The organism is Streptomyces sp. SLBN-8D4 (assembly GCF_049739545.1).
GTDB classification, from domain to species: Bacteria; Actinomycetota; Actinomycetes; order Streptomycetales; family Streptomycetaceae; genus Streptomyces; species Streptomyces canus_C.
In genome coordinates this window covers 8403699-8426372 of sequence record NZ_JBMGQC010000001.1, presented here as the reverse complement: position 1 = coordinate 8426372, position 22674 = coordinate 8403699, and the positions used below count along the sequence as shown (strand labels likewise).

General features: G+C 69.6%; 20 protein-coding genes. 16 read left to right on the top strand and 4 right to left on the bottom strand.

What is annotated here, in order from left to right; all coding sequences use genetic code 11:
• Positions 1-14: 14 nt before the first annotated feature.
• Positions 15-1040 carry a 6-phosphofructokinase gene (locus RKD20_RS38210; RefSeq protein ID WP_424881689.1) on the bottom strand — a complete coding sequence of 342 codons (1026 nt, stop codon included), beginning with the start codon at positions 1038-1040 and terminating at the stop codon, positions 15-17.
• Between the two features lie 451 nt (positions 1041-1491).
• Here RKD20_RS38210 and RKD20_RS38205 point away from each other — a divergent pair, with 451 nt between their 5' ends.
• On the top strand, positions 1492-2364 hold the full coding sequence (locus tag RKD20_RS38205; RefSeq protein ID WP_424881688.1) for a universal stress protein: 873 nt from the start codon (positions 1492-1494) through the stop codon (positions 2362-2364).
• A 332-nt stretch (positions 2365-2696) separates the two neighbouring features.
• Here the strand turns inward: RKD20_RS38205 and RKD20_RS38200 are convergent, their stop codons facing one another.
• Complete coding sequence (locus tag RKD20_RS38200) at positions 2697-3419, bottom strand: dienelactone hydrolase family protein (protein WP_424881687.1); 723 nt, start codon at positions 3417-3419, stop codon at positions 2697-2699.
• Positions 3420-3571: 152 nt separating this feature from the next.
• On the opposite strand from RKD20_RS38200, the gene RKD20_RS38195 reads away from it, so the two are divergent.
• Together RKD20_RS38195 and RKD20_RS38190 are read left to right on the top strand one after the other, a co-directional pair.
• Entirely contained in the window at positions 3572-4444 is an 873-nt protein-coding gene (locus RKD20_RS38195) for a potassium channel family protein (RefSeq protein ID WP_424881686.1), read from the top strand.
• Positions 4445-5008: 564 nt separating this feature from the next.
• Positions 5009-6127: an acetate/propionate family kinase gene (locus tag RKD20_RS38190; RefSeq protein WP_424881685.1), complete on the top strand. Its 1119-nt coding sequence runs from the start codon at positions 5009-5011 to the stop codon at positions 6125-6127.
• 269 nt (positions 6128-6396) lie between these two features.
• On the opposite strand, the gene RKD20_RS38185 is transcribed toward RKD20_RS38190, so the two are convergent.
• Positions 6397-8157, bottom strand: a complete 1761-nt coding sequence (locus RKD20_RS38185; protein WP_424881684.1) for a PucR family transcriptional regulator — start codon at positions 8155-8157, stop codon at positions 6397-6399.
• Positions 8158-8400: 243 nt separating this feature from the next.
• On the opposite strand from RKD20_RS38185, the gene RKD20_RS38180 reads away from it, so the two are divergent.
• The 13 genes from RKD20_RS38180 (at position 8401) to RKD20_RS38120 (ending at position 21770) form a co-directional block, all read left to right on the top strand.
• A complete protein-coding gene (locus RKD20_RS38180) occupies positions 8401-8931 on the top strand; it encodes a general stress protein (RefSeq protein WP_424881683.1) in 531 nt (176 codons plus the stop codon).
• Between the two features lie 66 nt (positions 8932-8997).
• Complete coding sequence (gene dnaK / locus RKD20_RS38175; protein ID WP_424881682.1) at positions 8998-10914, top strand: molecular chaperone DnaK; 1917 nt, start codon at positions 8998-9000, stop codon at positions 10912-10914.
• A 10-nt stretch (positions 10915-10924) separates the two neighbouring features.
• Entirely contained in the window at positions 10925-11521 is a 597-nt protein-coding gene (locus tag RKD20_RS38170; protein WP_424881681.1) for a nucleotide exchange factor GrpE, read from the top strand.
• Between the two features lie 6 nt (positions 11522-11527).
• Positions 11528-12466: a DnaJ C-terminal domain-containing protein gene (locus RKD20_RS38165; protein WP_424881680.1), complete on the top strand. Its 939-nt coding sequence runs from the start codon at positions 11528-11530 to the stop codon at positions 12464-12466.
• Positions 12466-12834: a chaperone modulator CbpM gene (locus tag RKD20_RS38160; protein WP_424881679.1), complete on the top strand. Its 369-nt coding sequence runs from the start codon at positions 12466-12468 to the stop codon at positions 12832-12834. The genes RKD20_RS38165 and RKD20_RS38160 overlap by 1 nt, the downstream gene beginning before the upstream one ends.
• Positions 12825-15464: an ATP-dependent chaperone ClpB gene (clpB, locus tag RKD20_RS38155; RefSeq protein ID WP_424881678.1), complete on the top strand. Its 2640-nt coding sequence runs from the start codon at positions 12825-12827 to the stop codon at positions 15462-15464. Before RKD20_RS38160 ends, clpB begins: the two co-directional genes overlap by 10 nt.
• Entirely contained in the window at positions 15461-15907 is a 447-nt protein-coding gene (gene trxA, locus RKD20_RS38150; RefSeq protein WP_020123228.1) for a thioredoxin, read from the top strand. Before clpB ends, trxA begins: the two co-directional genes overlap by 4 nt.
• 5 nt (positions 15908-15912) lie before the next feature.
• Positions 15913-16176, top strand: coding sequence for a UBP-type zinc finger domain-containing protein (locus tag RKD20_RS38145; RefSeq protein WP_020123227.1), 264 nt, complete (start codon positions 15913-15915; stop codon positions 16174-16176).
• On the top strand, positions 16176-17957 hold the full coding sequence (locus tag RKD20_RS38140) for an FAD-dependent oxidoreductase (protein ID WP_424881677.1): 1782 nt from the start codon (positions 16176-16178) through the stop codon (positions 17955-17957). Before RKD20_RS38145 ends, RKD20_RS38140 begins: the two co-directional genes overlap by 1 nt.
• 43 nt (positions 17958-18000) lie before the next feature.
• The gene (locus RKD20_RS38135; RefSeq protein ID WP_424881676.1) at positions 18001-18498 is read left to right on the top strand and encodes an Hsp20/alpha crystallin family protein; all 498 of its coding nucleotides are present in this window, start codon (positions 18001-18003) and stop codon (positions 18496-18498) included.
• Positions 18499-18964: 466 nt separating this feature from the next.
• Positions 18965-20845, top strand: coding sequence for an MFS transporter (locus RKD20_RS38130; RefSeq protein ID WP_424881675.1), 1881 nt, complete (start codon positions 18965-18967; stop codon positions 20843-20845).
• A 67-nt stretch (positions 20846-20912) separates the two neighbouring features.
• Positions 20913-21305, top strand: coding sequence for a DUF2267 domain-containing protein (locus RKD20_RS38125; protein WP_424881674.1), 393 nt, complete (start codon positions 20913-20915; stop codon positions 21303-21305).
• Positions 21306-21341: 36 nt separating this feature from the next.
• Positions 21342-21770, top strand: a complete 429-nt coding sequence (locus RKD20_RS38120; RefSeq protein ID WP_424881673.1) for a DUF2267 domain-containing protein — start codon at positions 21342-21344, stop codon at positions 21768-21770.
• Between the two features lie 154 nt (positions 21771-21924).
• On the opposite strand, the gene RKD20_RS38115 is transcribed toward RKD20_RS38120, so the two are convergent.
• Complete coding sequence (locus RKD20_RS38115) at positions 21925-22374, bottom strand: DUF1931 family protein (protein WP_020123221.1); 450 nt, start codon at positions 22372-22374, stop codon at positions 21925-21927.
• Positions 22375-22674 lie beyond the last annotated feature (300 nt).

Here is a 22674-nt window from a genome sequence, read left to right as displayed (position 1 = left end):
CGAGTGGCTGGGGGTCAGCCGAAGAACACCTTGAACTCGTCGTAGAGCGACGGATCGACCTTCTTGGTCGTCTCTGTGGCGTCGGCGAGCGGAATCCGGACGATCCGCGTGCCGTGCAGGGCCACCATCTTGCCGAAGTCACCGTCCTTGACCGCGTCCACGGCATGCAGTCCGAAGCGCGTGGCCAGCCACCGGTCGAAGGCGCTCGGAGTCCCGCCGCGCTGGACGTGGCCCAGGACCGTGGTGCGAGCATCCGTGCCCGTGCGTTCCGAGATCTCCCGGGCCAGCCACTCGCCGATGCCGGACAGCCGCACATGGCCGAACTCGTCCAACGCCTGGTCCTTGAGCATCATCTGTCCCTCATGGGGGACGGCTCCCTCGGCCACCACGACGATCGGCGCATAGTTGATCTCAAATCGGCTTTGCACCCACGCGCAGACCTGATCGATGTCGAAGGGCCGCTCCGGGATGAGGATCGCGTTGGCGCCGCCCGCGATGCCGGCATGCAGCGCGATCCACCCGGAGTGCCGTCCCATCACCTCGACCACCAGGGTGCGCATGTGCGACTCAGCGGTCGTGTGGAGGCGGTCGACGGCCTCGGTCGCGATGCCGACGGCGGTGTCGAAGCCGAAGGTGTAGTCGGTGCCGGACACGTCGTTGTCGATGGTCTTCGGTACACCGACCAGGTTGATCCCCTGACGGCTCAGCTCGGTGGCGACACCTAGTGTGTCCTCGCCGCCGATCGCTATGAGCGCGTCCACGTTGTGCGCTGCAAGGGTGTCCTGTACACGGCGCAGGCCGTCCTCGTGCTTGAACGGGTTGGTGCGGGAGGAGCCGAGGATGGTGCCGCCGCGGGGGAGGATTCCGCGCACGCTGGGGATGTCGAGCGGCCTCACGTTGTCCTGGAGCAGTCCGAGCCAGCCGTCTCGCAGACCGACGAAGTCAATGCCGTACTCCTGGATGCCCTTGCGGACGACGCTGCGGATCACGGCGTTGAGGCCGGGACAGTCACCGCCGCCGGTCAGCACTCCAACCCTCATGGCCTTCTCCCATCAGCTGGTCACCCGACCTGGTGGCAGCCTTCCCGGTGACCGAAACAGCTTCCGGAACATGGATCACCTCTCTCCAGCCTCCCTCCATACGGTCCGCGGTGGCCACTCGGTCGCCCACCGGCGAGCCGTCGACCACCAGCGGTACGGGATCGTTCCGGTCGGGCCGGCCCCGCTGCCGTGCGCGACGGCGCTGGAACCGAGCAGCAAGCTGTCGAACGCCCGGGGCCCCGGTTGCCGACCTCCCTCCCAGGCTCCACCAGGCCACAACACCCCGCATCAACCGGCCGCACATTACGTAGTCGGCCAGCCAGCCGGGTGCCGCACAGCCGGGCACCGCCGGATCGAGCGCTCGCGGAGCGGTGACGTGGCGGCTCGCGACGGCTGGGGTCACGCTGGAAGGACCGTGAGAGGACGGCGACGGCAATCTCCTGGAGGTGCCATGAGCAGTGCGGACGGGCGTCGGGCGATCGTCGTGGGGGTCGACCCCGACCCCTCGAAGCGGCTGGCACTCGCCTGGGCCGTCGACGAGGCGGATCGCCGTGGCCTGCCGGTTCGGCTGGTGCACGCCCAAGGTGTGCCGACAGGTGGATACCGAACAGGTGAGGCACGGCCCTCCTGGGAGGAGTGGAACCGCACGCTGCACGAAGCGGGTACCGAGTCTCTCAAGGAGGCGGTCGCCTTCGTCGAGTCCCGGCGGCCGACGGTGGAGGTATCGACGGTGCTGGCGGAAGGAGAGCCGGCGTGGGTTCTGCGCGAGGAGGCACGGGACGCCTCCCTGGTCGTGGTGGGCTCCTGGCATCTGAGCACCCGGCGCGAAATGTTCACCTCCGCCTCCGTGGCGCTCCCGCTCTCCGCACACGCTCCCTGCCCGGTCGTCGCCGTTCCGGAGCCGGAGCACATCACCCAGGAGCCCCCGTACTTCGTCGTCGGCGTCGACGGCAGCCCGCATGCCACCGCGGCGGTGGACTGGGCGTTCGAGGAGGCTGCCCTCCGCGGGGCAGTCCTCAGGGCCCTGTACGTGTGGCATCCGCCGCTCCTCGGTGTCCGTGATGAGGACGCGGCGGTGCGGGAATGCCGCCGCGTACTGTCCGAGACGGTCGCGGGCCGCACCGCGACGCACCCGGAAGTCGATCTGCACCACGAAGTCGTCCTGGGCCACCCCGTGCGGGTTCTGACCGAAGCCTCAGAACACGCCCTCGGTCTGGTCGTGGGAACCCGCGGACACGGCGGGTTCACGGGCATGCTGCTGGGCTCGGTGAGCCAGGGAGTACTGCACCAAGCCCACTGCCCCGTCATCACGGTCCCGGTGTGAGGAGGCGCCGAAGGGCCCCTCGCCTGCCCCGGACGGCCCTGGTGGCGCCATACGACCCGCCCGACCATGAAGGAGCGCCGCCGAACGACGGCGGTGCGCCGACGGGGCGGCCGCCGAACTCACTGGAGTCCGTGATGGAAGCCTCACGCAGGGCCCTCCGCGCGATCCCAAGCGGTTCCGCCCGAACCGAGGTCGTGGCGCCAGGCGGGAAGGCGCCGAAGAAGGACGATCTGACCGAGCTGGACCGGGACGCCTACCGTCCAGCCAGATGTCGGCAGCAGCGGCCGGACCTCAGCGCTCACGAGCTGTTCAAGACGCCCCGTCCTCATGCCTTACGTCTTCAGGTGCGCATTGAAGAAGGCAACGATCCGGCGGCGGGCATCTTGGGCCGAGGGCTCGTGGTAGCGGGTCCCAGAGATCTTGCTCAGCACCACCGTCAGCGCTGTCATGTCAGAGGGCGGGTGGTTGTTGAGAAACCCATGGCCGGCTTCGGGATAGACCTTGACGTCGTGTTCCACCCCGTTGACGCTCAAAGCCTGCTCCAGTTGACCGGCGGCGCGGCGTCCCATCGGCGAGCGGTCCTTGCCGCCATAGCTGGCTACGACCGGACAGGCCCCCGCCAGCAACCGCTCGGCGTCCTTCGGGCAGCCGCCGTAGTTGCTGCTGGAGGCAGCGAAACCTCGGCCGGGGGCCAGTGCCAGGGCATACCCGCCGCCCATGCAGTAGCCGATCACCCCGATTCTGCCGGTGCACCAGTCGTGGTTGGCCAGCCAGCCACGAGCGGCTTCGATGTCGTCAAAGGTGCGTCCCTGCCGGGTTTCCAGTTCGCGGACGATGGTGCGCAGGCAACGCAGCATGCCGCCCCACCAGTATTGGTCCGGAGCGGCGGCCAGGTAGCCCTCGCCGGCCAGCCAGTCGGCCTGGTTGCGCGTGTCCTGACTCATCCCCCCGAAGTCGTGCAGCACCACCACCCCCGGCCAAGGCCCCTGTCCGGCTGGAGTGGCCACGTAGGCCGGCATCGCTCCCCTGGGGGTGGCGATCTTCACCTCGGCCATGAGGCCCTCCCGTCCGTTGCCGCCAACCGTAACCCGGTCATGTCCGCGCTGCGCTGCGGGAGATCACCCAAACGGAACCCGCCTTCGACCCGTCACCGCTCAAGATCGGAAAGACAACAGCTTCCTATGAGACAAGCCGTGGGGAGACACGAATGAAGTGGTTGGTGTCGCTGGTTGGCGCCGCGTTCGTCATGGTCACCTTGCGGGACCTGTTTCATACGCTGTGGCACCCCACCCGGCACGGTGGTCTGAGCCGCCTCGTGATGACAGCGCTGTGGCGGCTCGCCCGGCGTTTCCGTGCAACCGGGCGCGTGGTCGGGCTCGTCGGGCCGCTCGCCATGGTGACGGTCGTGGGCATGTGGGCCGTCATGGTCGTCCTTGGCTGGGCGATCGTCTACTGGCCCCACATGCCAGGGGCTTTCACCTTCTCCCCCGGTTCCAAGGCGGCGCAGGAGCCGGCGCTGCTCGACTCCCTGTACCTGTCGCTCGTCACGGTGGCCACCCTCGGGTTGGGCGACATCGCGCCTGCCGAGGGATGGCTCCGTCTGGTCTCACCGCTCGAAGCCCTCGTCGGTTTCGCCCTCCTGACAGCCACCGTCTCCTGGGTGCTGGAGATCTATCCCGCGCTGACCCGCAGGAGGGTCCTGGCCATCCGACTGGCTCTGCTGCGCGACGCCGATCCGGCAACACGGCAGGTCGACTGCACTGCGGGAGCGCTGCTGCTGGACAGCCTGTCCACTGAAGTCGTGCGGGTCCGCATCGACTTCACCCAGTACGCCGAGGCGTACTACTTCCATGACGGGGAGGACCATTCGTCGCTGGCGGCCATGATCGGCTACGCCGCCGTGCTGGCCCAGCGCGGGGAGGGGGCTGGACGGCCGGAGGTGCGACTGGCCGGCACCCTGCTGGCCGGGGCGCTGAAAGACCTCGCCGACGTCCTCGACCAGCGTTTCCTCCGTACAGGCGGCCCGCCGACGGAAGTGTTCGCCGCGTACGCCGCCGACCACGGCCGCGACGGCGCCTAGAAGCTGCGTCACATCTTCTCTCCGCAGATCTCGGGGGTCTGCTGCACGATCGGGTGACATCTTTAAGAGTTCCGCCAGGATGTCGTGCGGGTCGCGAGGACCCACGGCCCGGGTGTCACGGTGGAGCAGGTGGCCACCGACTTCGGGGCCCACCCGATGACGTTGTGGAAGTGAATGCGCCGGGCGGACGTCGACGACGGGTCCAAGCCCGGGGTGACCAGCCAGGAGAGAGCGCGGAACTGCGGGAAGCCAACTCGCATCCGTATTGCCCCAGCGTGGGTGCGGACGCAGCAACTGGACGTCCGTGGACGGTTTCTACGACATGTGCCACGTCGTACCGCAGGACTCGCACGCCAACGCCACAGGTCCAGGACCAAGATCCGGACCAGGTCAGCCCGAAGAAACTCGGGTTCTTCCAGAGCCTGAAGTCGGTTGCCTGGAGGCAGTTGGCTCCAGGCAACCGACCCGAACACGTTGCCGCGCAGGAAGATCATCCGGTGAGCCTCCGTTTCCTACGAGGTCAGGCGGGTACCCGGCTTCCCCGCACTCGCGGGAAGGAGCACCGTGTCGGCAGGAGACATCGGCCCGGTCCTGGTGGCCGCCGCAGGCTCGTCCAGCCTGAGGCTGACCGTGTTCGGCGACGACGGGCAGGTCCTGGCCGAACACCACAGCGCCTCCGCACCCGGCGAAGACGTGTCCGGCCCTTTGCGGCACCTGCTGGCCCGCACGCCATCGCCCACTGCCGTGGGTCACCGCATCGTCCACGGCGGGCCCGGACTGCGCAGCCACGTCCTGGTCGACGACGAGATCCGGGCCGCCCTCAGGAGTGTGGCCGACCTGGCACCGCTGCACGTCCCGCCGGCCCTCACCGTCCTGGACACCGCCCGGAACCTGCTACCCGACGTCCCGCACGCAGCCTGCTTCGACACCGTCTTCCACACCGGCCTGCCCGCCGCCGCCCGCGAGTACGCGGTGCCCGCCACCTGGCGCGAGGAGTACGGGATACGCCGCTACGGCTTCCACGGGCTGTCCTACTCCTGGGCACTCGGCCGGGCGGCCGAGCTGCTCGGTCAGCGCCCCCAGCAGCTCCACCTGGTGATCACCCACCTCGGCGGCGGCTGCTCCGCCTGTGCGGTGCGCAACGGGACCAGCGTCGACACCACCATGGGCTTCACACCGCTGGAGGGGTTGGTGATGTGCCACCGCAGCGGAAGCGTGGACCCCGGCGCCCTGACCTGGCTGCAGACGCGGCACCGTCTGTCCGCCGACGACATCGAGGACGCACTGAATCACCGTTCCGGTCTGCTCGGCCTCTCCGGCACCTCCGACGACACCCGCGACCTCGTCCGCAGCCGGGCAGCGGGCGACGAGCGCGCCGCTCTCGCCCTGGACGTCTTCACTCATCACTGTCGCCGCGGCATCGCCGCGATGGCCGCGTCCCTCGACCGGCTCGACGCCCTGGTCTTCACCGGGGAGATCGGCGAAGACCAGCCCGAGGTCCGCGAAGAGGTATGCACCCGGCTCACCGCCCTCGGCCTGACCGGCGGCCTGCGCACGCCCGACGACGCGAGCCGGCCCGCGATCGTCAGCGGGCCGGGGGCGGACATACCGATCGTGATGGTACCCACCGGAGAGGCCCGGCAGATCGACCACGAGACCCGAGCCCTTCTCCGCGGCCTGTGAGGCGCACGCGCGCCTTCCGCCCCGCCTCGTCGCGTTCGTGAGAGAAGTGCGGAAGAGGTCGCGACCCGCCAGGCACCGCACCGCTACCGCTCCTGCTGGCCCGGCACGCGGTGGCCCCCGTGCCCGCCCGTCCCGTCAGCCCCCGTGCGCGGGGCGATGGCGGCGGAAGGCCGCGAGAAAAGGATGGGGGGGCAGCGCTCCAAGACACATGTCGGCGGGCTCCGGCAGCCGGACCGACCCGCTGCGCCGGCCCGGCCGGGTTTCCGCGGTCAGCGCCGCCCGCCCAGGATGATCTTCCAGACGCGCGTTGCCACCTGCAGATTGAGCCGGGTGTCCACATCCGCCAGGTCGCGGTCGCTGATCTCCCGGATGCGCTGCAGCCGGTAGCGCAGGGTGCTGCGGTGGACCGTCAGTGCGACGGCCGCGTCGTCGTAGTTGCCTCCGCAGTCGAAGTAGCGCGAGAGCGTTTCCACCAACTGCGCGTCGTGCTCTGCGTCGTAGTCGATCAGCCGGCCGAGCCACTCCCGCACGAAACCTTCGAGTTCCCGGAGATCGTTGCCCGGCCCCAGGATCCGGTACAGCCCGAGTTCGTCGAAGAACGTCGTCCCGCTGCGCTCGCGGGAGTTCTGCCGCACCTCCAGGGCCCGCAGTGCCTCCTGATAACAGCGGGGAACCGCGTCCGGGGAGTCGCAGCGGGTGCTCACCCCGATCGCTCCGGCGGATGTCCCCAGCTCATGGGCCAGCGCCGCGTGCACGGCATCGTCGTCGGGCCTTGCTTCGGTCAGCAGGACCACCCGGTCGCCGCGACGGGTGATCAGCGTATGGGCCGCCGTGGTGGCTGTCGCTCGTTCGACGGCCCGGGTGAAGGAGTCGTCTGCGGCGTTGCCCGGCCAGTGCACCACGACCACGTAGTGGGTACGCCGCAGGTCGTGGCCGAGGGCTTCGGCCCGGGCGTAGGCGCTCGTCTCGTCAGTGCCCTCCAGCAGGTCGTCGATCAGCTGGCGGCGCAACCGCAGTTCGACCTCGGTGAGCTCGCGCACATGCAGGAGCTCCTGAGCGAGCAGGCGCTGGGCGTGATCCAAGGCGAACATGGTGTGCTCGTCGGCCGTCGCCTCGGGGTCCTCCAGGGCGAGTACGCCGAGGAGGTGGCCGCGCGGCCTGACGAGGGCGATCAGCCGGGCCTTGACCCTGACCGGGCCCGCCTCGCGCGCGACCAGCCGCAGCATCTCTTCCTGGCGGGTCGAGGACCGCACCGGATGAGGGTCGGGCCGGTCGGGACCGGCCCAGGACCTCAGGTTGCCGAACCGGTCCTCGATGAGTGCCGACAGCCCGGTGAGCTCGTACAGCGCCTGGGTGATGGCGTCCTCGCCACCGCCCCGTGCAGTAACACGGGCGAGGGTCTCGTGCACCTTCTTCTGCAGGTGCAGCTCGGAGTACATCGCGTCCAGCTGCCGCAGTGCGGTGTCCCGTTCGGTGCGGAGGCGGGTCAGTTCGCCGGCGTTGTCGTGCTGCGAGGCGCGTGTTGCCGCCAGTGACAGGGCCGCGGCTGTGAGTTTCACGAGCGTCTCGAGGAGGAAGTGCCCCTGCTCGTCGGGCCCGGAGGGGGAGGAGACCACGATGTAGCCCAGCAGACCGTCGGCTCCGCGCAGGCCGAACGCCCGGTTCCAGGGCCGCGCCGGAAGGGATACGGAGCCGTCGGCCCCGCCCAGCTCCGTCATTTGTGCGTCGTCGACCGTTGGTGCTCCCGCGTCGTGGCCTGGAACGCGTGACAGACCGTCGCCCGTCGCGAGGTATCCCGCCTCGGCGCGGTAGGGGCCAAGGGCTCTGACCTGCCACATGGCCAACCGCACGATCTCACCCTGTTCCGCGCACGTGAACAGAGTGTGCGACAGCACGAGCAGCCCGTGTGGGTCCAGCGCCGCGAGCGGACGGGGGTCGCGCCGTTCGCTGCCCGTGGTGTCTCCCGGGTGGCGGGCCACTTCCTGGTCGGGGACATGAGGCGACAGTCCCTGTGACGGACGGCAGGCCATAGTCCACTCCGTTCTCCGGTCACCGGAGGCGACCAGGCAAGTCGTGGGATTCACGCCTCGGCGAGACCTGAGTACCCAGCCTGGACCGGGCCACCCGGCTTGTCTGGATTGCCTTGTTCTCACGGACCGACCGAGAACGCCGAGTTCTGACCTGCCGGGGGCAGGCGGAGCGTGCTGCCGAGTTGCCACGCTGGGCCTGTCAGGGATCGCTGGCACCTGTAACCGGTGAGGGAGGACTGGCCGATGAACGAGCAGGCCCGCAGGACCATCGCCTCGTACGCGACCTACCAGGAGGCGGAACGCGCCGTCGATCACCTGTCCGATCGGGGTTTCCCCGTCGAGAGGGTGGCCATCGTCGGGCAGGACGTGCGCCTGGTCGAGCAGGTGACCGGCCGCACGGGACTCGGCGGGGCCGCCCTGCACGGCGCGGCGAGCGGCGCCCTGCCCGGCGCCCTGATCGGATGGATCTTCGGGCTGCTGAACTGGCTGGACCCGGTCGTGTCAGGGCTGCTCCTCGCCTTGTACGGGCTGATTTTCGGAGCGGTCGTCGGCGCACTGTTCGGCCTGCTGGCGCACGCGGCCCAGGGTGGCCGCCGGGACTTCGCCTCGATGAGCTTCATGCAGCCCAGCCGGTACGACGTCGTCGCCGACGACGCGGTCGCCGACGAGGCGGTGCGGCTGCTGGCCGAGTTGCCCAGCGGGACCAGTACCGGCACAAGCAGCGGGGCGTGGAAGGGCAGCAGCCGCCCGCGGAGCGGTCCCGCCGTCACCTGAGCCATTACGGAGACCGGGCGCGGCTCCGAGGGGGAACGGGGGCGCCCGTAGCGGAAGGAGTTCCTCATGGCCAAGGCAGTAGGAATCGACCTGGGCACCACGAACTCGGTGATCGCCGTCTGGGAGGGCGGCGAGCCGACGGTCGTGCCCAACAGCGAGGGCAACCGCACGACACCCTCCGTGGTGGCCTTCACCGACACCGGGGAACGGCTGGTGGGTCAGCTGGCCCGCCGCCAGGCGATCCTCAACCCCAAGGGCACCATCTACTCGGCGAAGCGGTTCATCGGCCGGCACTTCGACGAGATCTCCGAAGAGGCCAGGGCGGTTACGTACGACGTCGTCGAGGGCGACGGCGGAGCGGCCCGGTTCAAGGTGCGCGACAAGCTCTACGCGCCTGAGGAGATCAGCGCGCAGGTGCTGCGCAAGCTCGCCGACGACGCCTCCAAGCAGCTGGGAGAGCGGGTCACGGAGGCGGTCATCACGGTGCCCGCCTACTTCAACGACGCCCAGCGCACCGCCACCAAGGACGCCGGCCGGATCGCGGGCCTGGAGGTGCTGCGGATCATCAACGAGCCGACCGCGGCAGCCCTGGCCTACGGCATGGACAAGAAGGAGCACGAGACCGTCCTCGTCTTCGACCTGGGCGGCGGCACCTTCGACGTGAGCATCCTCGACGTCGGTGACGGTGTGGTGGAGGTGCGCTCCACCGCCGGTGACAGCCACCTGGGCGGTGACGACTTCGACCGGCGTCTGGTGGATTACCTCGCGGACGACTTCCAGAAGGAGAACGGCATCGACCTGCGGAAGGATCCGCAGGCCCTGCAGCGTCTGTTCGAGGCGGCGGAGAAGGCCAAGACCGAGCTGAGTTCGGTGACACAGACGCAGGTCAGCCTGCCGTTCATCACCGCCGACGCCGCGGGCCCCAAGCACCTCACCGACTCGATCATGCGGTCCACGTTCGAGCAGATCACCGGCGACCTGGTGGAGCGGTGCCTGGGACCGGTCCAGCAGGCCATGGGGGACGCCAAGGTCGGCGAGAGCGACATCGACGAGGTCATCCTCGTCGGCGGTTCCACCCGTATCCCCGCCGTCCAGGCCCTGGTGCGCCGGCTGACCGGCGGCAAGGAACCCAACATGAGCGTCAACCCCGACGAGGTCGTGGCGATGGGCGCCGCGATCCAGGCCGGGGTCCTCAAGGGCGAGGTCAAGGACGTCCTGCTGCTCGATGTCACCCCGCTGTCGCTGGGTGTCGAGACCCGCGGCGGTGTGATGACGAAGATCATCGAGCGGAACACCACCATCCCGGTGCGCCGCTCCGAGACCTTCTCCACCGCCGAGGACAACCAGCCCGCCGTCGACGTGGTGGTCCTCCAGGGCGAGCGTGAGCGGGCCGCCGACAACCGGGTGCTCGGCCGCTTCCAGCTCACCGACATCCGCCCCGCGCCGCGCGGCGAGCCGCAGATCGAGGTCATCTTCGACATCGACGCCAACGGCATCCTCAACGTCACCGCGCGGGACAAGGACACCGGCAAGGAACAGGGCATCACCATCAGCGAGAGCTCCAACCTCGACCGCACCGAGGTCGAGCGGATGGTCCAGGAGGCCGAGCGCAACCAGGACCAGGACCAGGCCCTCCGTGAGGCCGTCGACGCCCGCAACGAACTGGACGCCATCGCCTACCAGGTCGAGAAGCGCCTCGGCGAGCTCGGCGACGCCGCGCCCGCACATGAGAAGGCCCGCGCCGAGATGCTGGTGTCCGAGGCCCGCGAGGCGGTCAGGAACGAGGTCGGGGCGGACAAGGCCCGGCCACTGACGTCCGAACTCCAGCAGATCTTCGCAGGGCTCGCGGCCCACCAGGCGGGAGCCGCCGCGGGCGGTCCGGCGGGCACCGGCTCACCGGACGGATCCGGTCCCGGCGGAGGGAGCCCGGGCGGCGCAGGAGCCGACGACGACGTGATCGACGCCGAGTTCGACAAGGGCTGAGGTGCCCACCATGCCCATCCCACCCCGGGGCCCAGAGCCCGACCCGCCACCGGAAGGCGCCGTACAGCCGCCGCGCGGGGACCTTGCGCAGCCCGGACAGCCGACCGAACAGGCCGAGCCGGGGCCCGACGCCGCAACCGGCACCGCCGCAGCCGCAGCCGCAGCCGACGACGATTTCGCGGCCGCGCTGCGCGAGGCCGACGACCGCTGGCGCCGCGCCCTGGCCGACCTCGACAACCTGCGCAAACGCCACGCCAGGGAGCTGAAGGGACAGGCCGCGGCCGAACGCGCCCGTACGGCTGCGGCCTTCCTGCCCGTCATCGACAACCTGGAACTTGCCCTGAACCACGCGGCCGCCGACCCCGGTGCCATTGTCGAAGGTGTCCGGGCCGTGCGTGACCAGGCCGTGAACGTCCTGGAGCGGCTGGGCTACCCGCGCCATGCGGAGACCGGCGTGCCGTTCGACCCGGCCCGGCACGAGGTGGTCGGCGTCGTCCAGGAACCCGACGCCGATCCCAACACCGTGGTCCAGGTCCTGCGACCCGGTTACGGGGAAGCCGAGCGGCAGCTGCGGCCTGCCGCCGTGACCGTCGCCAAGCGGGAGTGAGCGGCCATGGCACGCGACTTCTACGAGGTGCTCGGCGTTCCGCGCAGCGCCGACCGTGACGAGATCCAGCGGGCCTATCGCTCCCTGGCCCGCAAGTACCACCCCGACGTCAACAAGGACCCGCGGGCGGAGGAGCGGTTCAAGGAGATCAATGAGGCCTTCAGCGTCCTGTCCGATCCCGAGCAGCGAACCCGCTACGACCGCTTCGGCGAGGACTTCCGGAAGATCCCGGAGGACTGGGAGGAACGGGTCGGCGCCGGTGCCGGCGCGGGAGCCGGCAGCGGCTTCCGGTGGTCCACCGGGGGCGGTCCCCGGGTCCGGTACGCCACCAGCGACTTCGGCGCCGAGGGCGTCGACGTCGACGACCTGTTCGGCTCGTTGTTCGGGGGCGCCGGACGGATGCGTGTCCCCGGAGCCGACCAGGAGGCCGAACTGCCGCTCACCGTCGAGGAGGCCTACCGCGGAGGCCGCCGCACCGTCACCCTCGCCGGGCCCGACGGGCAGCGGCGCTACGAGGTGGACGTACCGGCCGGCGTCACCGACGGCCAACGCATCCGGCTGGCGGGCGAGGGCGGCCGCGGCAGCGGCGACGCTTCCGCGGGAGATCTGTATCTGCGGGTGCGGATCCAGCCGCACCCCCGGTTCCGCCTCGACGGCCGGGACGTGTACGTGCAGCTTCCGGTCACCCCCTGGGAGGCCGCGCTGGGCGCGACCGTGCCGGTGTCCACGCCGAGCGGTGCCACGGCGAAGGTGACCGTGCCCGCCGGGTCCTCCAGCGGACGGCGGCTGCGGCTGCGCGGCGAGGGCATGCCGGGCCCGCGCGGCGCGAACGGAGACCTGTACGCGGAGCTGCGGATCATGGTGCCGCCCCGGCTGAGTGACCGGGAGCGCGAGCTGCTGGAGGAACTTGCCGCAGTCTCCTCATTCGACCCCAGGAGGACGTGATGAGCGACCGACCGGCCAAGGCCCGCCCATCCCCCGCACGCACGACCGAGGTGGGCACGCGGTACGCGATCGTGCCCGTGCCCGTGCTCTCCCTGGCCACCGTGGCCCGTCGTTCGGGTCTCCATCCCGACCTGGTCCGCCGGTTCGTCGCCCTGGGACTGGTCGACGCCGAGCGCGACGCCGCGGGGCGCCTGGTGTTCGACCCCACGGCCCCGGCCGCCCTGGCCCGCGTCCAGCGGCTGCGCACCGGACTCTGCCTCAACTACGCATCCATCGGCCTGGTGCTCGACCTGCTCGATCGCATCAGCCTGCTCGAAGCCGCGCTGCGGCGTGCAGGGACGAGGAGTGATCTTCCACCATGGACATGAACCGCCTGACCCAGAAGTCACAGGAAGCCCTGCAGGAGGCGCAGAGCGCCGCCGGCAGCCTGGGCCACACCGAGGTCGACGGCGAGCATCTGCTGCTCGCCCTCCTCGACCAGGAGGACGGTCTGATCCCTAGGCTGCTGCAACAGGCCGGTGCCAAGCCCGAGGAACTGCGCGCGGCCGTACACGATGAACTCTCCCGGCGCCCGAAGGTCACCGGGCCCGGCGCGGCGCCGGGTCAGGTCTTCGTCACCCAGCGCCTGGCCCGGTTGCTGGACGCGGCCGAGCGGGAGGCCAAACGGCTCAAGGACGAGTACGTGTCCGTGGAGCACCTGCTGCTGGCGCTGGCCGAGGAGGGTTCGTCGACCGCCGCCGGGCGTCTGCTCAACCGGGCCGGCATCACCCGGGACTCGTTCCTGAGCGCGCTCACCCAGGTCCGCGGCAACCAGCGGGTCACCTCCGCCAACCCCGAAGTGGCCTACGAGGCGTTGGAGAAGTACGGCCGCGACCTGGTCGTCGAGGCCAGGGCCGGGCGGCTGGACCCGGTCATCGGCCGGGACGCCGAGATCCGCCGGGTCACGCAGATCCTCAGCCGCAAGTCCAAGAACAACCCCGTCCTGATCGGCGATCCCGGCGTCGGCAAGACCGCGATCGTCGAGGGGCTCGCCCAGCGCATCGTGCGCGGCGATGTGCCCGAGGGCCTGCGCGACAAGATCGTGTTCGCCCTCGACATGGGCTCGCTGGTCGCCGGGGCCAAGTACCGCGGTGAGTTCGAGGAACGCCTCAAGGCCGTGCTGGCCGAGGTGAAGGCCGCCCAGGGGGGCATCCTGCTCTTCGTCGACGAACTGCACACCGTCGTGGGTGCGGGGGCCGCCGAAGGGGCCATGGACGCGGGCAACATGCTCAAGCCGATGCTCGCGCGCGGCGAACTGCACATGATCGGCGCCACCACCCTCGACGAGTACCGCAAGCACATCGAGAAGGACGCCGCCCTCGAACGCCGCTTCCAGCAGGTCCTGGTCGACGAGCCGGACGTGGAGGACACCATCTCCATCCTGCGCGGACTGCGCGAACGCCTGGAGGTCTTCCACGGCGTGAGGATCCAGGACACCGCTCTGGTCTCCGCGGCCACCCTCTCCCACCGCTACATCACCGACCGGTTCCTGCCCGACAAGGCGATCGACCTCGTCGACGAGGCGTGCGCCCGGCTGCGTACCGAGATCGACTCCATGCCCGCCGAACTCGACGAGATCACCCGCCGCGTCACCCGCCTGGAGATCGAGGACGCGGCCCTGTCCAAGGAGAACGACCCCGCCAGCAAGGCCCGACTGGAGGAACTGCGCAGGGAACTGGCCGACCTGCGTAGCGAGGCCGACGCCAAACATGCCCAGTGGGAGGCCGAACGGCAGGCGATCCGCCGCGTGCAGGAACTGCGCCAGGAACTGGAGCAGGTCCGCCACGAGGCGGAGGAGGCCGAACGCGCCTACGACCTCAACCGCGCCGCCGAACTGCGCTACGGCCGCCTGCAGGACCTGGAGCGCCGACTGAAGGCCGAGGAGGAGCAACTGGTCGCCAAACAAGGGCAGAACCGGCTGCTGCGCGAGGTCGTCACCGAGGAGGAGATCGCCGAGATCGTCGCCGCCTGGACCGGCATCCCCGTCGCCCGCCTCCAGGAGGGCGAACGCGAGAAGCTGCTGCGCCTGGACGAGATCCTGCGCGAGCGCGTCATCGGCCAGGACGAGGCCGTCCAGCTCGTCACCGACGCCATCATCCGCGCCCGCTCCGGCATCCGCGATCCGCGCCGCCCCATCGGCTCGTTCATCTTCCTCGGCCCCACCGGCGTCGGGAAGACCGAGCTGGCCAAGACGCTCGCCCGGGCCCTGTTCGACTCCGAGGAGAACATGGTTCGCCTCGACATGAGCGAGTACCAGGAGCGGCACACCGTCAGCCGGCTCATGGGCGCACCGCCCGGATACGTCGGGTACGAGGAAGGCGGCCAGCTCACCGAGGCCGTGCGCCGCAAGCCGTACTCGGTCGTCCTGTTCGACGAGATCGAGAAGGCGCACACCGATGTCTTCAACACCCTGCTGCAGATGCTCGACGACGGCCGCATCACCGATGCCCAGGGCCGCACCGTCGACTTCCGCAACACCGTGATCATCATGACGTCCAACATCGGCTCCGAGCACCTCCTCGACGGCGCGACCGCCGAGGGTGACATCAAGCCGGACGCCCGCGCCCTGGTGATGGGCGAGCTGCGCGGGCACTTCCGCCCGGAGTTCCTCAACCGCGTCGACGACATCGTGCTGTTCAAGCCGCTCGGTGAGCAGCAGATCGAGCGGATCGTGGAGCTGCAGTTCGACGAGCTGCGAAGGCGCCTCGCCGAACGCCGCATCACCGTCGAACTCACCGAGGCAGCCCGGAAGCTGATCGCCCACCAGGGCTACGACCCGGTGTACGGGGCCCGGCCGCTGCGGCGTTACATATCCCACGAGGTCGAGACCATGGTCGGGCGCGCCCTGCTGCGCGGTGACGTCCAGGACGGCGCGACGGTCCGCGTCGACGCCGCACACGGAGAACTGGTCGTCACCTACGACAAGCCCGAGGATGTGAAGGAAGCGAGGGCGGCATGAGCACCCTGCAAGCCACCAACGTCGTCTGCCCGCACTGCGGGCGCACCAACCGGGTGCCGGTGGCCGCCGAGGGCCGCCCCACCTGCGGCAACTGCAAGCAGCCGCTGCCGTGGATGGCCGATGCGGGCGACGACGACTTCACCGAAGTCGTCGAGCAGGCCACCGTGCCCGTCGTCGTCGACCTGTGGGCCACCTGGTGCGGACCCTGCCGCATGGTCAGCCCCGCGCTGGAGCAGGTCGCCACCGACCTGGCAGGAACGATCAAGCTGGTCAAGGTAGACATCGACAAGAACCCGCGTCTGGCACAGCGGTTCGAGGTCCAGGCGGTACCGACGCTGCTGGTCCTCGACAAAGGACAGATCATCGCCCGGCAGGCGGGTGCCGCACCTGCCCCTGCCCTTCGGCGGTGGGTGGAGCAGTCGATCGCGGCCCGGAAAGAGTGATCCACATGACCCTGCACGCAGATCCCCACCTCGCGCTTGTCCGGCCGGTCCAGCCGCTGACACCGGAAGGGTGCCAGGAGTGCCTGCTGCTCGGCTCCCCGTGGGTCCACCTCAGGCTCTGCCTGACCTGCGGCCACGTCGGCTGCTGCGACTCCTCACCGAACAAGCACGCGCGTAAGCACGCGGCTGCCGACGCCCATCCGATCGTGCAGTCGTTCCAGCCCGGCGAGGACTGGCGGTGGTGCTACGTCCACGAGGCGTTCGTGTGATGCCCGGCGACGAGACGCGGCCCGACGCGCCGCCGGTGCCGGACGAGGCGGAGGAGAGCGTCCCCTTCGAGACTCCTGACATCTACGGCGCCTATCCCCGCCTGAGGGACGACCAGATCGCCCGCCTGGCGGAGCACGGCCGGCGGCGCGCGGTTGACGCCGGCGACGAGCTGATCCGGGAGGGGCAGCGGTGCGAGACGTTCTACGTCGTCCTCAGTGGCTCTGTCGCCATCATCGAGAACTACGGCACGCCCGATGAACACCTGCTGCGTGTGCACGGACCTGGCCGCTTCATCGGCGAACTCGGCCTCCTCAACGGACAGGTGGCCTTCTACACCGCCGTGGTCAGGGATCCCGGCGAGATCCTCGCCCTGTCCATGGACCAGCTGCGCGACCTGGTGACCCGGGACCCCACGATCGGTGATGTGGTGCTGCGCGCCTGCCTGGGGCGCCGCGCTCTGCTCGTCGGGCAGGGCGCCGGTTTCCGCATCATCGGCTCGCGCTACTCGCCCGACACCCGTCGGCTGCGCGAGTTCGCCGCCCGCAACCGGCTGCCGCATCGCTGGATCGATCTGGAGACGGACAAGGAGGCCGAGGCACTGCTGCGCCGCTTCGGGGTCGGGCCGGAGCAGACGCCGCTGGTGATCTGGCGGGACACGACCCTGCTGCGCAATCCGAGCAATGCCGAACTGGCCCGGTTCATCGGCCTGCCGGCCCTGCCACCGGGCAACGGCCGCGGCGACCTCCTCATCGTCGGCTCCGGTCCGGCCGGTCTCGCCGCCGCGGTGAACGCCGCCTCGGAGGGCCTCGGCACGACCGTGGTCGAGGCGCTGGCCACCGGCGGCCAGGCCGGGACGTCGTCCCGCATCGAGAATCTGCTCGGCTTCCCTTCAGGCATCTCCGGCGCCGAACTCACCGAGCGCGCCGTGCTCCAGGCGGAGAAGTTCGGCGCCCGGATCAGCGTCCCGGCGGAGGCCGCCCGGCTCGAACGGCGGGACGACCACTACGCCGTCGGATTCGCCGACGGCAGCGAGGTCACCGCCCGTACCGTCGTCCTGGCCACCGGTGCCCGATACCGCCGCCTCCGGGTGCCCGGCATCGAGCCGTTGGAGGGCACCAGCGTCCACTACTCCGCGACCGTCTACGAGGCGCAGCAGTGCCGTACCGACCCGGTGGCGGTGGTCGGCGGCGGCAACTCCGCGGGCCAGGCGGTGCTCTTCCTGGCCGGATACGCACCGCAGGTGCATCTGCTCGTCCGTGGTCCGAGCCTCGATGCGCACATGTCCCGCTATCTGATCGATCAGATCGAGCGCCACCCCCGAGTACGGGTGCTGCTGCACACCGAGGTGACCGAGGCACTGGGCGACAAGACGCTCGAGGCGGTCACCGTGGTCGACCACCGTACGGGCGAGCACCGCCACCTCGAGGTGCGGGCCCTGTTCGTCTTCACCGGCGCCGACCCGCACACCGATTGGCTGTCCGGCGTGCTCGCCCTCGATGCGCGCGGCTTCGTGCTCACCGGGGCGGAGGCGCAGGCCTGCTCCGTTCCCGAGCTGTGGCAGAGCCAGGGCCGCGACTGCCTGACGTTGGAGACCAGCCTGCCCGGCGTCTTCGCCGCCGGCGATCTGCGCAGCGGCTCGGTGAAGCGCGTGGCCTCCGCGGTCGGCGAAGGCGCGATGAGCATCCACTTCGTGCACCGCTACCTGGGCCGCACCGCCGCGCCCGGCAACACCGACACCTCCCCGCACACCCGTCCGAAACAGTCCGCTTGGCTCGCATGACGCCCAGCGGGGACACCACGAGAAGGAGAAGGAGGCGATGGCCATGGCCACGCCCGTCCGACGCCACCGCGGTGGCGCAATGCAGGACAGGCCCGTCGGCTGGGCACGCAATCCACTGACGGAGTTCGATCAACTGCTCAGCGAGATGAGCGGGCTGATGGAATCCACGGTGGGAAGCGCGGCGCCGGCAGTCGCGTGGACGCCCCTGGCGGATGTCACGGAGTCCGACGACGCCTTCCACGTCGAGATCGAACTCCCCGGCGTCAAGAAGAAGGACATCAACGTCGAGGCGAACGGCCAGGAGCTGGTGGTCACCGGAGAGATCAAGGAGAAGGAGCGCAAAGGCGTCCTGCGCCGGAGTACCCGCCGCACCGGGTCCTTCGAGTACCGGCTGCGGCTGCCCGGAGAGCTCGACACCGAGAAGATCAATGCGCAGATCTCGGACGGGATGCTCAACATCACCGTCCCCAAGGCCGAGGTCGCAAAGCCCCGGCACATCGAGATCAGCGAGACGAGTGAAAGCACCGAGAGCAAGGGCTGAGACCCGAACGCCGCGGTTCCGGACACATGTCCGGCACCGCGGCCGGGCGGCCGAGGCTCGACACCGAGGGACTCATGAACGACGTCCGCACCCCCTCACGGCGGCGGAGACGCGGCAGGTGGCTCCCCACCGGCTTCCTTTCGGCCCCGCAGGCGCCAGGCGCGCAGCAGCCGAAGGGGAAGCAGGCCCAGCGGTGCTCGTCGGCCGATGTCGGCCTGGTCCTCGCGGTCGAATGCACGGGCGTAGCGCTCGGCGTCCTGGGCCGTCGGATATCGCTTGCTTCCCTCCGTTCCACACCCACGCGCGCAGTGCCAGCGCATCGTGTCGCCCTCATGGCGAAAGCGAAAACGGTGTCCCAGAAGGCGGCAGCGCAGCACAGCAGACCACCCTATGCGGATCTGCCCGTTTCAGCCTGTTCTGTCCATCTCCAGGTGACAGCCCATGGCCCTGAACGAGGAGGCATGGCATGACCACCACTGCCGAACTCGGTGTCGTCACGACCAAGGTCCCCGCCCGGCTCGACCGGCTGCCGTGGTCCCGATTCCATTGGCGGATCGTCATCGGCCTGGGAACCGTCTGGATTCTGGACGGGCTCGAAGTGACCATCGTCGGGGCGGTTGCCGCCCGTATGACCGAGCCGGACAGCGGCATCAACCTGACCAGCGCCGACATCGGCACTGCCGCTGCCATCTACGTGGCAGGCGCCTGTGCGGGCGCTCTCCTGTTCGGGAGGCTCACCGACCGCTACGGGCGCAAGAAGCTGTTCATGCTCACGCTCGGCATCTACATCCTCGCCACCGTCGCGACCGCGTTCGCCCACGACGCCTGGTACCTCTACCTCGCCCGCTTCGTCACCGGTATGGGCATCGGCGGAGAGTATGCCGCGATCAACTCGGCCATCGACGAGCTGATTCCTGCCCGCAACCGTGGGCAGGTGGATCTGGCCATCAACGGCAGCTACTGGGTCGGTGCGGCGACCGGCAGTCTGGTCGCCGTCCTGCTTCTCAACGAGAGTCTTCTGCCGGCGGATCTCGGCTGGAGGCTGGCCTTCGGTCTGGGCGGCATTCTGGGCCTGGGCATCATGCTGGTACGCCGCCACGTGCCGGAAAGCCCGCGCTGGCTGTTCATCCACGGGCACCAAGCCGAGGCTGAACGCATCGTCGACCAGATCGAGGCCGAAGTGCGCCAGGAGACGGGCCTCGATCTGCCGGAACCGGGCGAGGCGGTCACCGTACGGCAGCGCGACGTCATCCCGTTCAGGGAGATCGCCGGCGTGGCTCTGCGGCGGTACCCGCGTCGCGCCCTTCTCGGTCTGGCGCTCTTCGTCGGACAGGCGTTCCTGTACAACGCGATCGTCTTCGACCTGGGCACGCTCCTGAACGGTTTCTTCGACATCGGCTCCGGCTCGATCCCCTACTTCCTTGCGATCTTCGCGATCGTCAACTTCCTCGGACCACTCCTTCTCGGCCGACTGTTCGACACCGTCGGCAGGAAGCCGATGATCGCGGGCACCTACTTCGGCTCGGCAGTCGTGGCAGCCGTCCTCGCCGTCCTGCTGATCAACGGCTCCCTGACGACATGGTCGTTCTTCCTGCTGGTCTCCCTGACCTTCTTCGTGGCGTCCGCGGGAGCGAGCTCGGCGTACTTGACGGTGAGCGAGGTCTTCCCCATGGAGACCCGAGCCCTGTCCATCTCGCTGTTCTTCGCGATCGGCACGGCCGTGGGCGGAATCACCGGCCCGCTGCTGTTCGGCCACCTGATCCACAGTGGCGATGCCAACCTGGTGGCCATCGGCTTCCTCGTCGGAGCGGCAGCCATGGCGCTGGGCGGGCTGGCCGAGGTGTTCTTCGGTGTCCGGGCCGAACAACAGTCCCTGGAGAACATCGCCCGGCCGCTCACCGCCGAGGAAGCCGAGGCAGCCTCGCGCGACGAGCTCGCGCCACAGGAGGCACGGGACCGCATCCGGCCCGCGCACGTCCGGCGGGCCGCGCACGAGCGGGACCTGCGTATCGCCGACCGCACCGCCCGCCGCCGGGAGCGGGAGCGTGCCGGAGTCCGCCGCTATCGCCCGGGCACCGGACCGGGCAGCACTCTGTACTCGCCGGGGATGGCCGGCACCGCGGGCACGGCAAGCCGTACGTCCGCCATGGCCGAACAAGGCCTCGACGACGAGATCGAACAGATCACCCACGCACTCCAGGAAGCCGGCCCGACGAGCCGCGACCGACTCGAACAGGCCGTGGGCGGCCGTTCCTGGGGCCCCGGCCGCTTCCGCCGCGCCCTGCGTGAGGCCGAGCGGGAGTCCCGGGCCAAGAGGCTTGCGAACGGCAGCTACGCGCCGGACTGACCCAGTCGGCGCACAGCGCACCAGGCACCACCATGACCAGCGGTGACCGGGACACAAGGAGGCAGCGATGAAATACGACGGATTCCTCGCCCGTGTACGCGAGCTGGGCGAATACAACGACCAGGCCGAAGCCGCGCACGTCACCAACGCCGTGCTGGAAGTGCTGGCCCAACGCATCAGCCCCGGAGAGGTCAAAGACCTCGCGTCCCAGCTGCCCGGCCCGCTGGGACAAGTTCTGGACCGAGCCAAGCCGCAGCAGGCGCAGAGCTTCGGGATCGAAGAGTTCTACCGCCGGGTCGCCGAACGCACCGATGCCCGGCCGCGTACGGCGCAATGGGACGCCAGCGCGGTGCTGACCACCGTTGCCGAGGCTGTCACCGGCGGAGAACTGAACCAGGTCATCAGCCAACTCCCCTCCAGTTACGCCGTGCTGTTCGGCAAGGCCGACCTCGCGGACTGAGCCCGTGAGACGCCCAGAACGAAAGGCCCACGAAAAATGGTTGAGACAGGTTTCTCCTCGTTCGACACCATGGTGGACAAGGCGAATCGGCTCCTGAAGGACGTCGAGGAGGCCTTCGAGTGGCCCAGAGACCGGCGCAAGCAGTCGTACGCGGCACTTCGGGCCGTGCTGCACCCGCTCCGGGACCGTCTCCCGGTCGAGACGGCCGTACAGTTCGGCGCCCAACTGCCGACCCTCATCAGAGGCATCTACTACGACGGCTGGAAACCAGCCGAGACGCCGGTGAAGATGAGCAATGAGGAGTTCTTCGCACGGGTCCGGAGCGAATTCCCCTATGCGGTGGAGGGCGGCAGCGAGAAGGTGGTGCGCACCGTACTCAAGACTCTGGAGCGCCATGTGAGCGCCGGCGAATGGCAGCACCTCAAATCCCGGGTGCCGAACTCGTTTGCCGCGCTCTTGCCGTGATCCGAGCGGAGGTTGGTGGCCGCAGTTGCACCACAGCACATGCCCACCGGTGGGCATACACCGGTGGGCATGTGCAACCGCTGCGGATCGTTGCGGCAGCCGGGGAGGCAGAGCACGCTGAAGCCTGTGGCCGCAGCCTGGTCCGGTCGCCAGCTCACAGCAGGAGGTCGAAGACGGCTCGGGCCTCGTCCCAGTGCTGGGTCTGGGGGTTCTTCAGGTCGGGGTGGAGGATCTTGAAGCTCTGGGCAAGGGCCAGGCTGAGCCCGCCGATGATGTCCGGATAGGCCTCCTCGGTCTCCTCGTCGGGCGTGCGGTCCAGAGCGGGGTGGGTGGCGAGCTGTTCCAGGATCGGCTTGAGTTCTACTTCCTGGTCGATCTTCCGGAAACGGTGAATGCTCTCCTGCAGGCCCTTCGTGATCGGTAGGTCACAGGTCCGGATGACGTCACGCCCATTGGCCTTGGCGGTGGCCTGGGCGACGGTCAGCAGGTCGTAGAGCTTGGCGTCGACGAAGTCGTTGTAGCGCTTGAGATCGTTCTTGTCGACGTCCAGCCCCGCGGCCGCGCGGAAGAACCTTTCGAACCTGGCGATGGACATCACGGTCATGACGGCAACCTCCAGCTGCGGACGCCGGGTGGAACTCCCGGTCCTCTGGGCTTGCCAGTCAGCCTGGCCGACGGGGGTGCGCGAACGCATGCGCATGTCGGGCCCAATTGGCTGCCCTGTATTGCCCTGCCAGGCCCAGGCGTCCGAAGGAGGCCGTACGGCGCGGTGGACAACACGCCGGGGAGCACTTGGGATCGCGGGACAGCCGACGAGGAGGGTCCAGCCATGCGGGTGTCGTCTCAGGACGTCACGGTCGTGGTTCTCCTGGCGGATCCGGACACGTTGACGCAGATCGCGAAG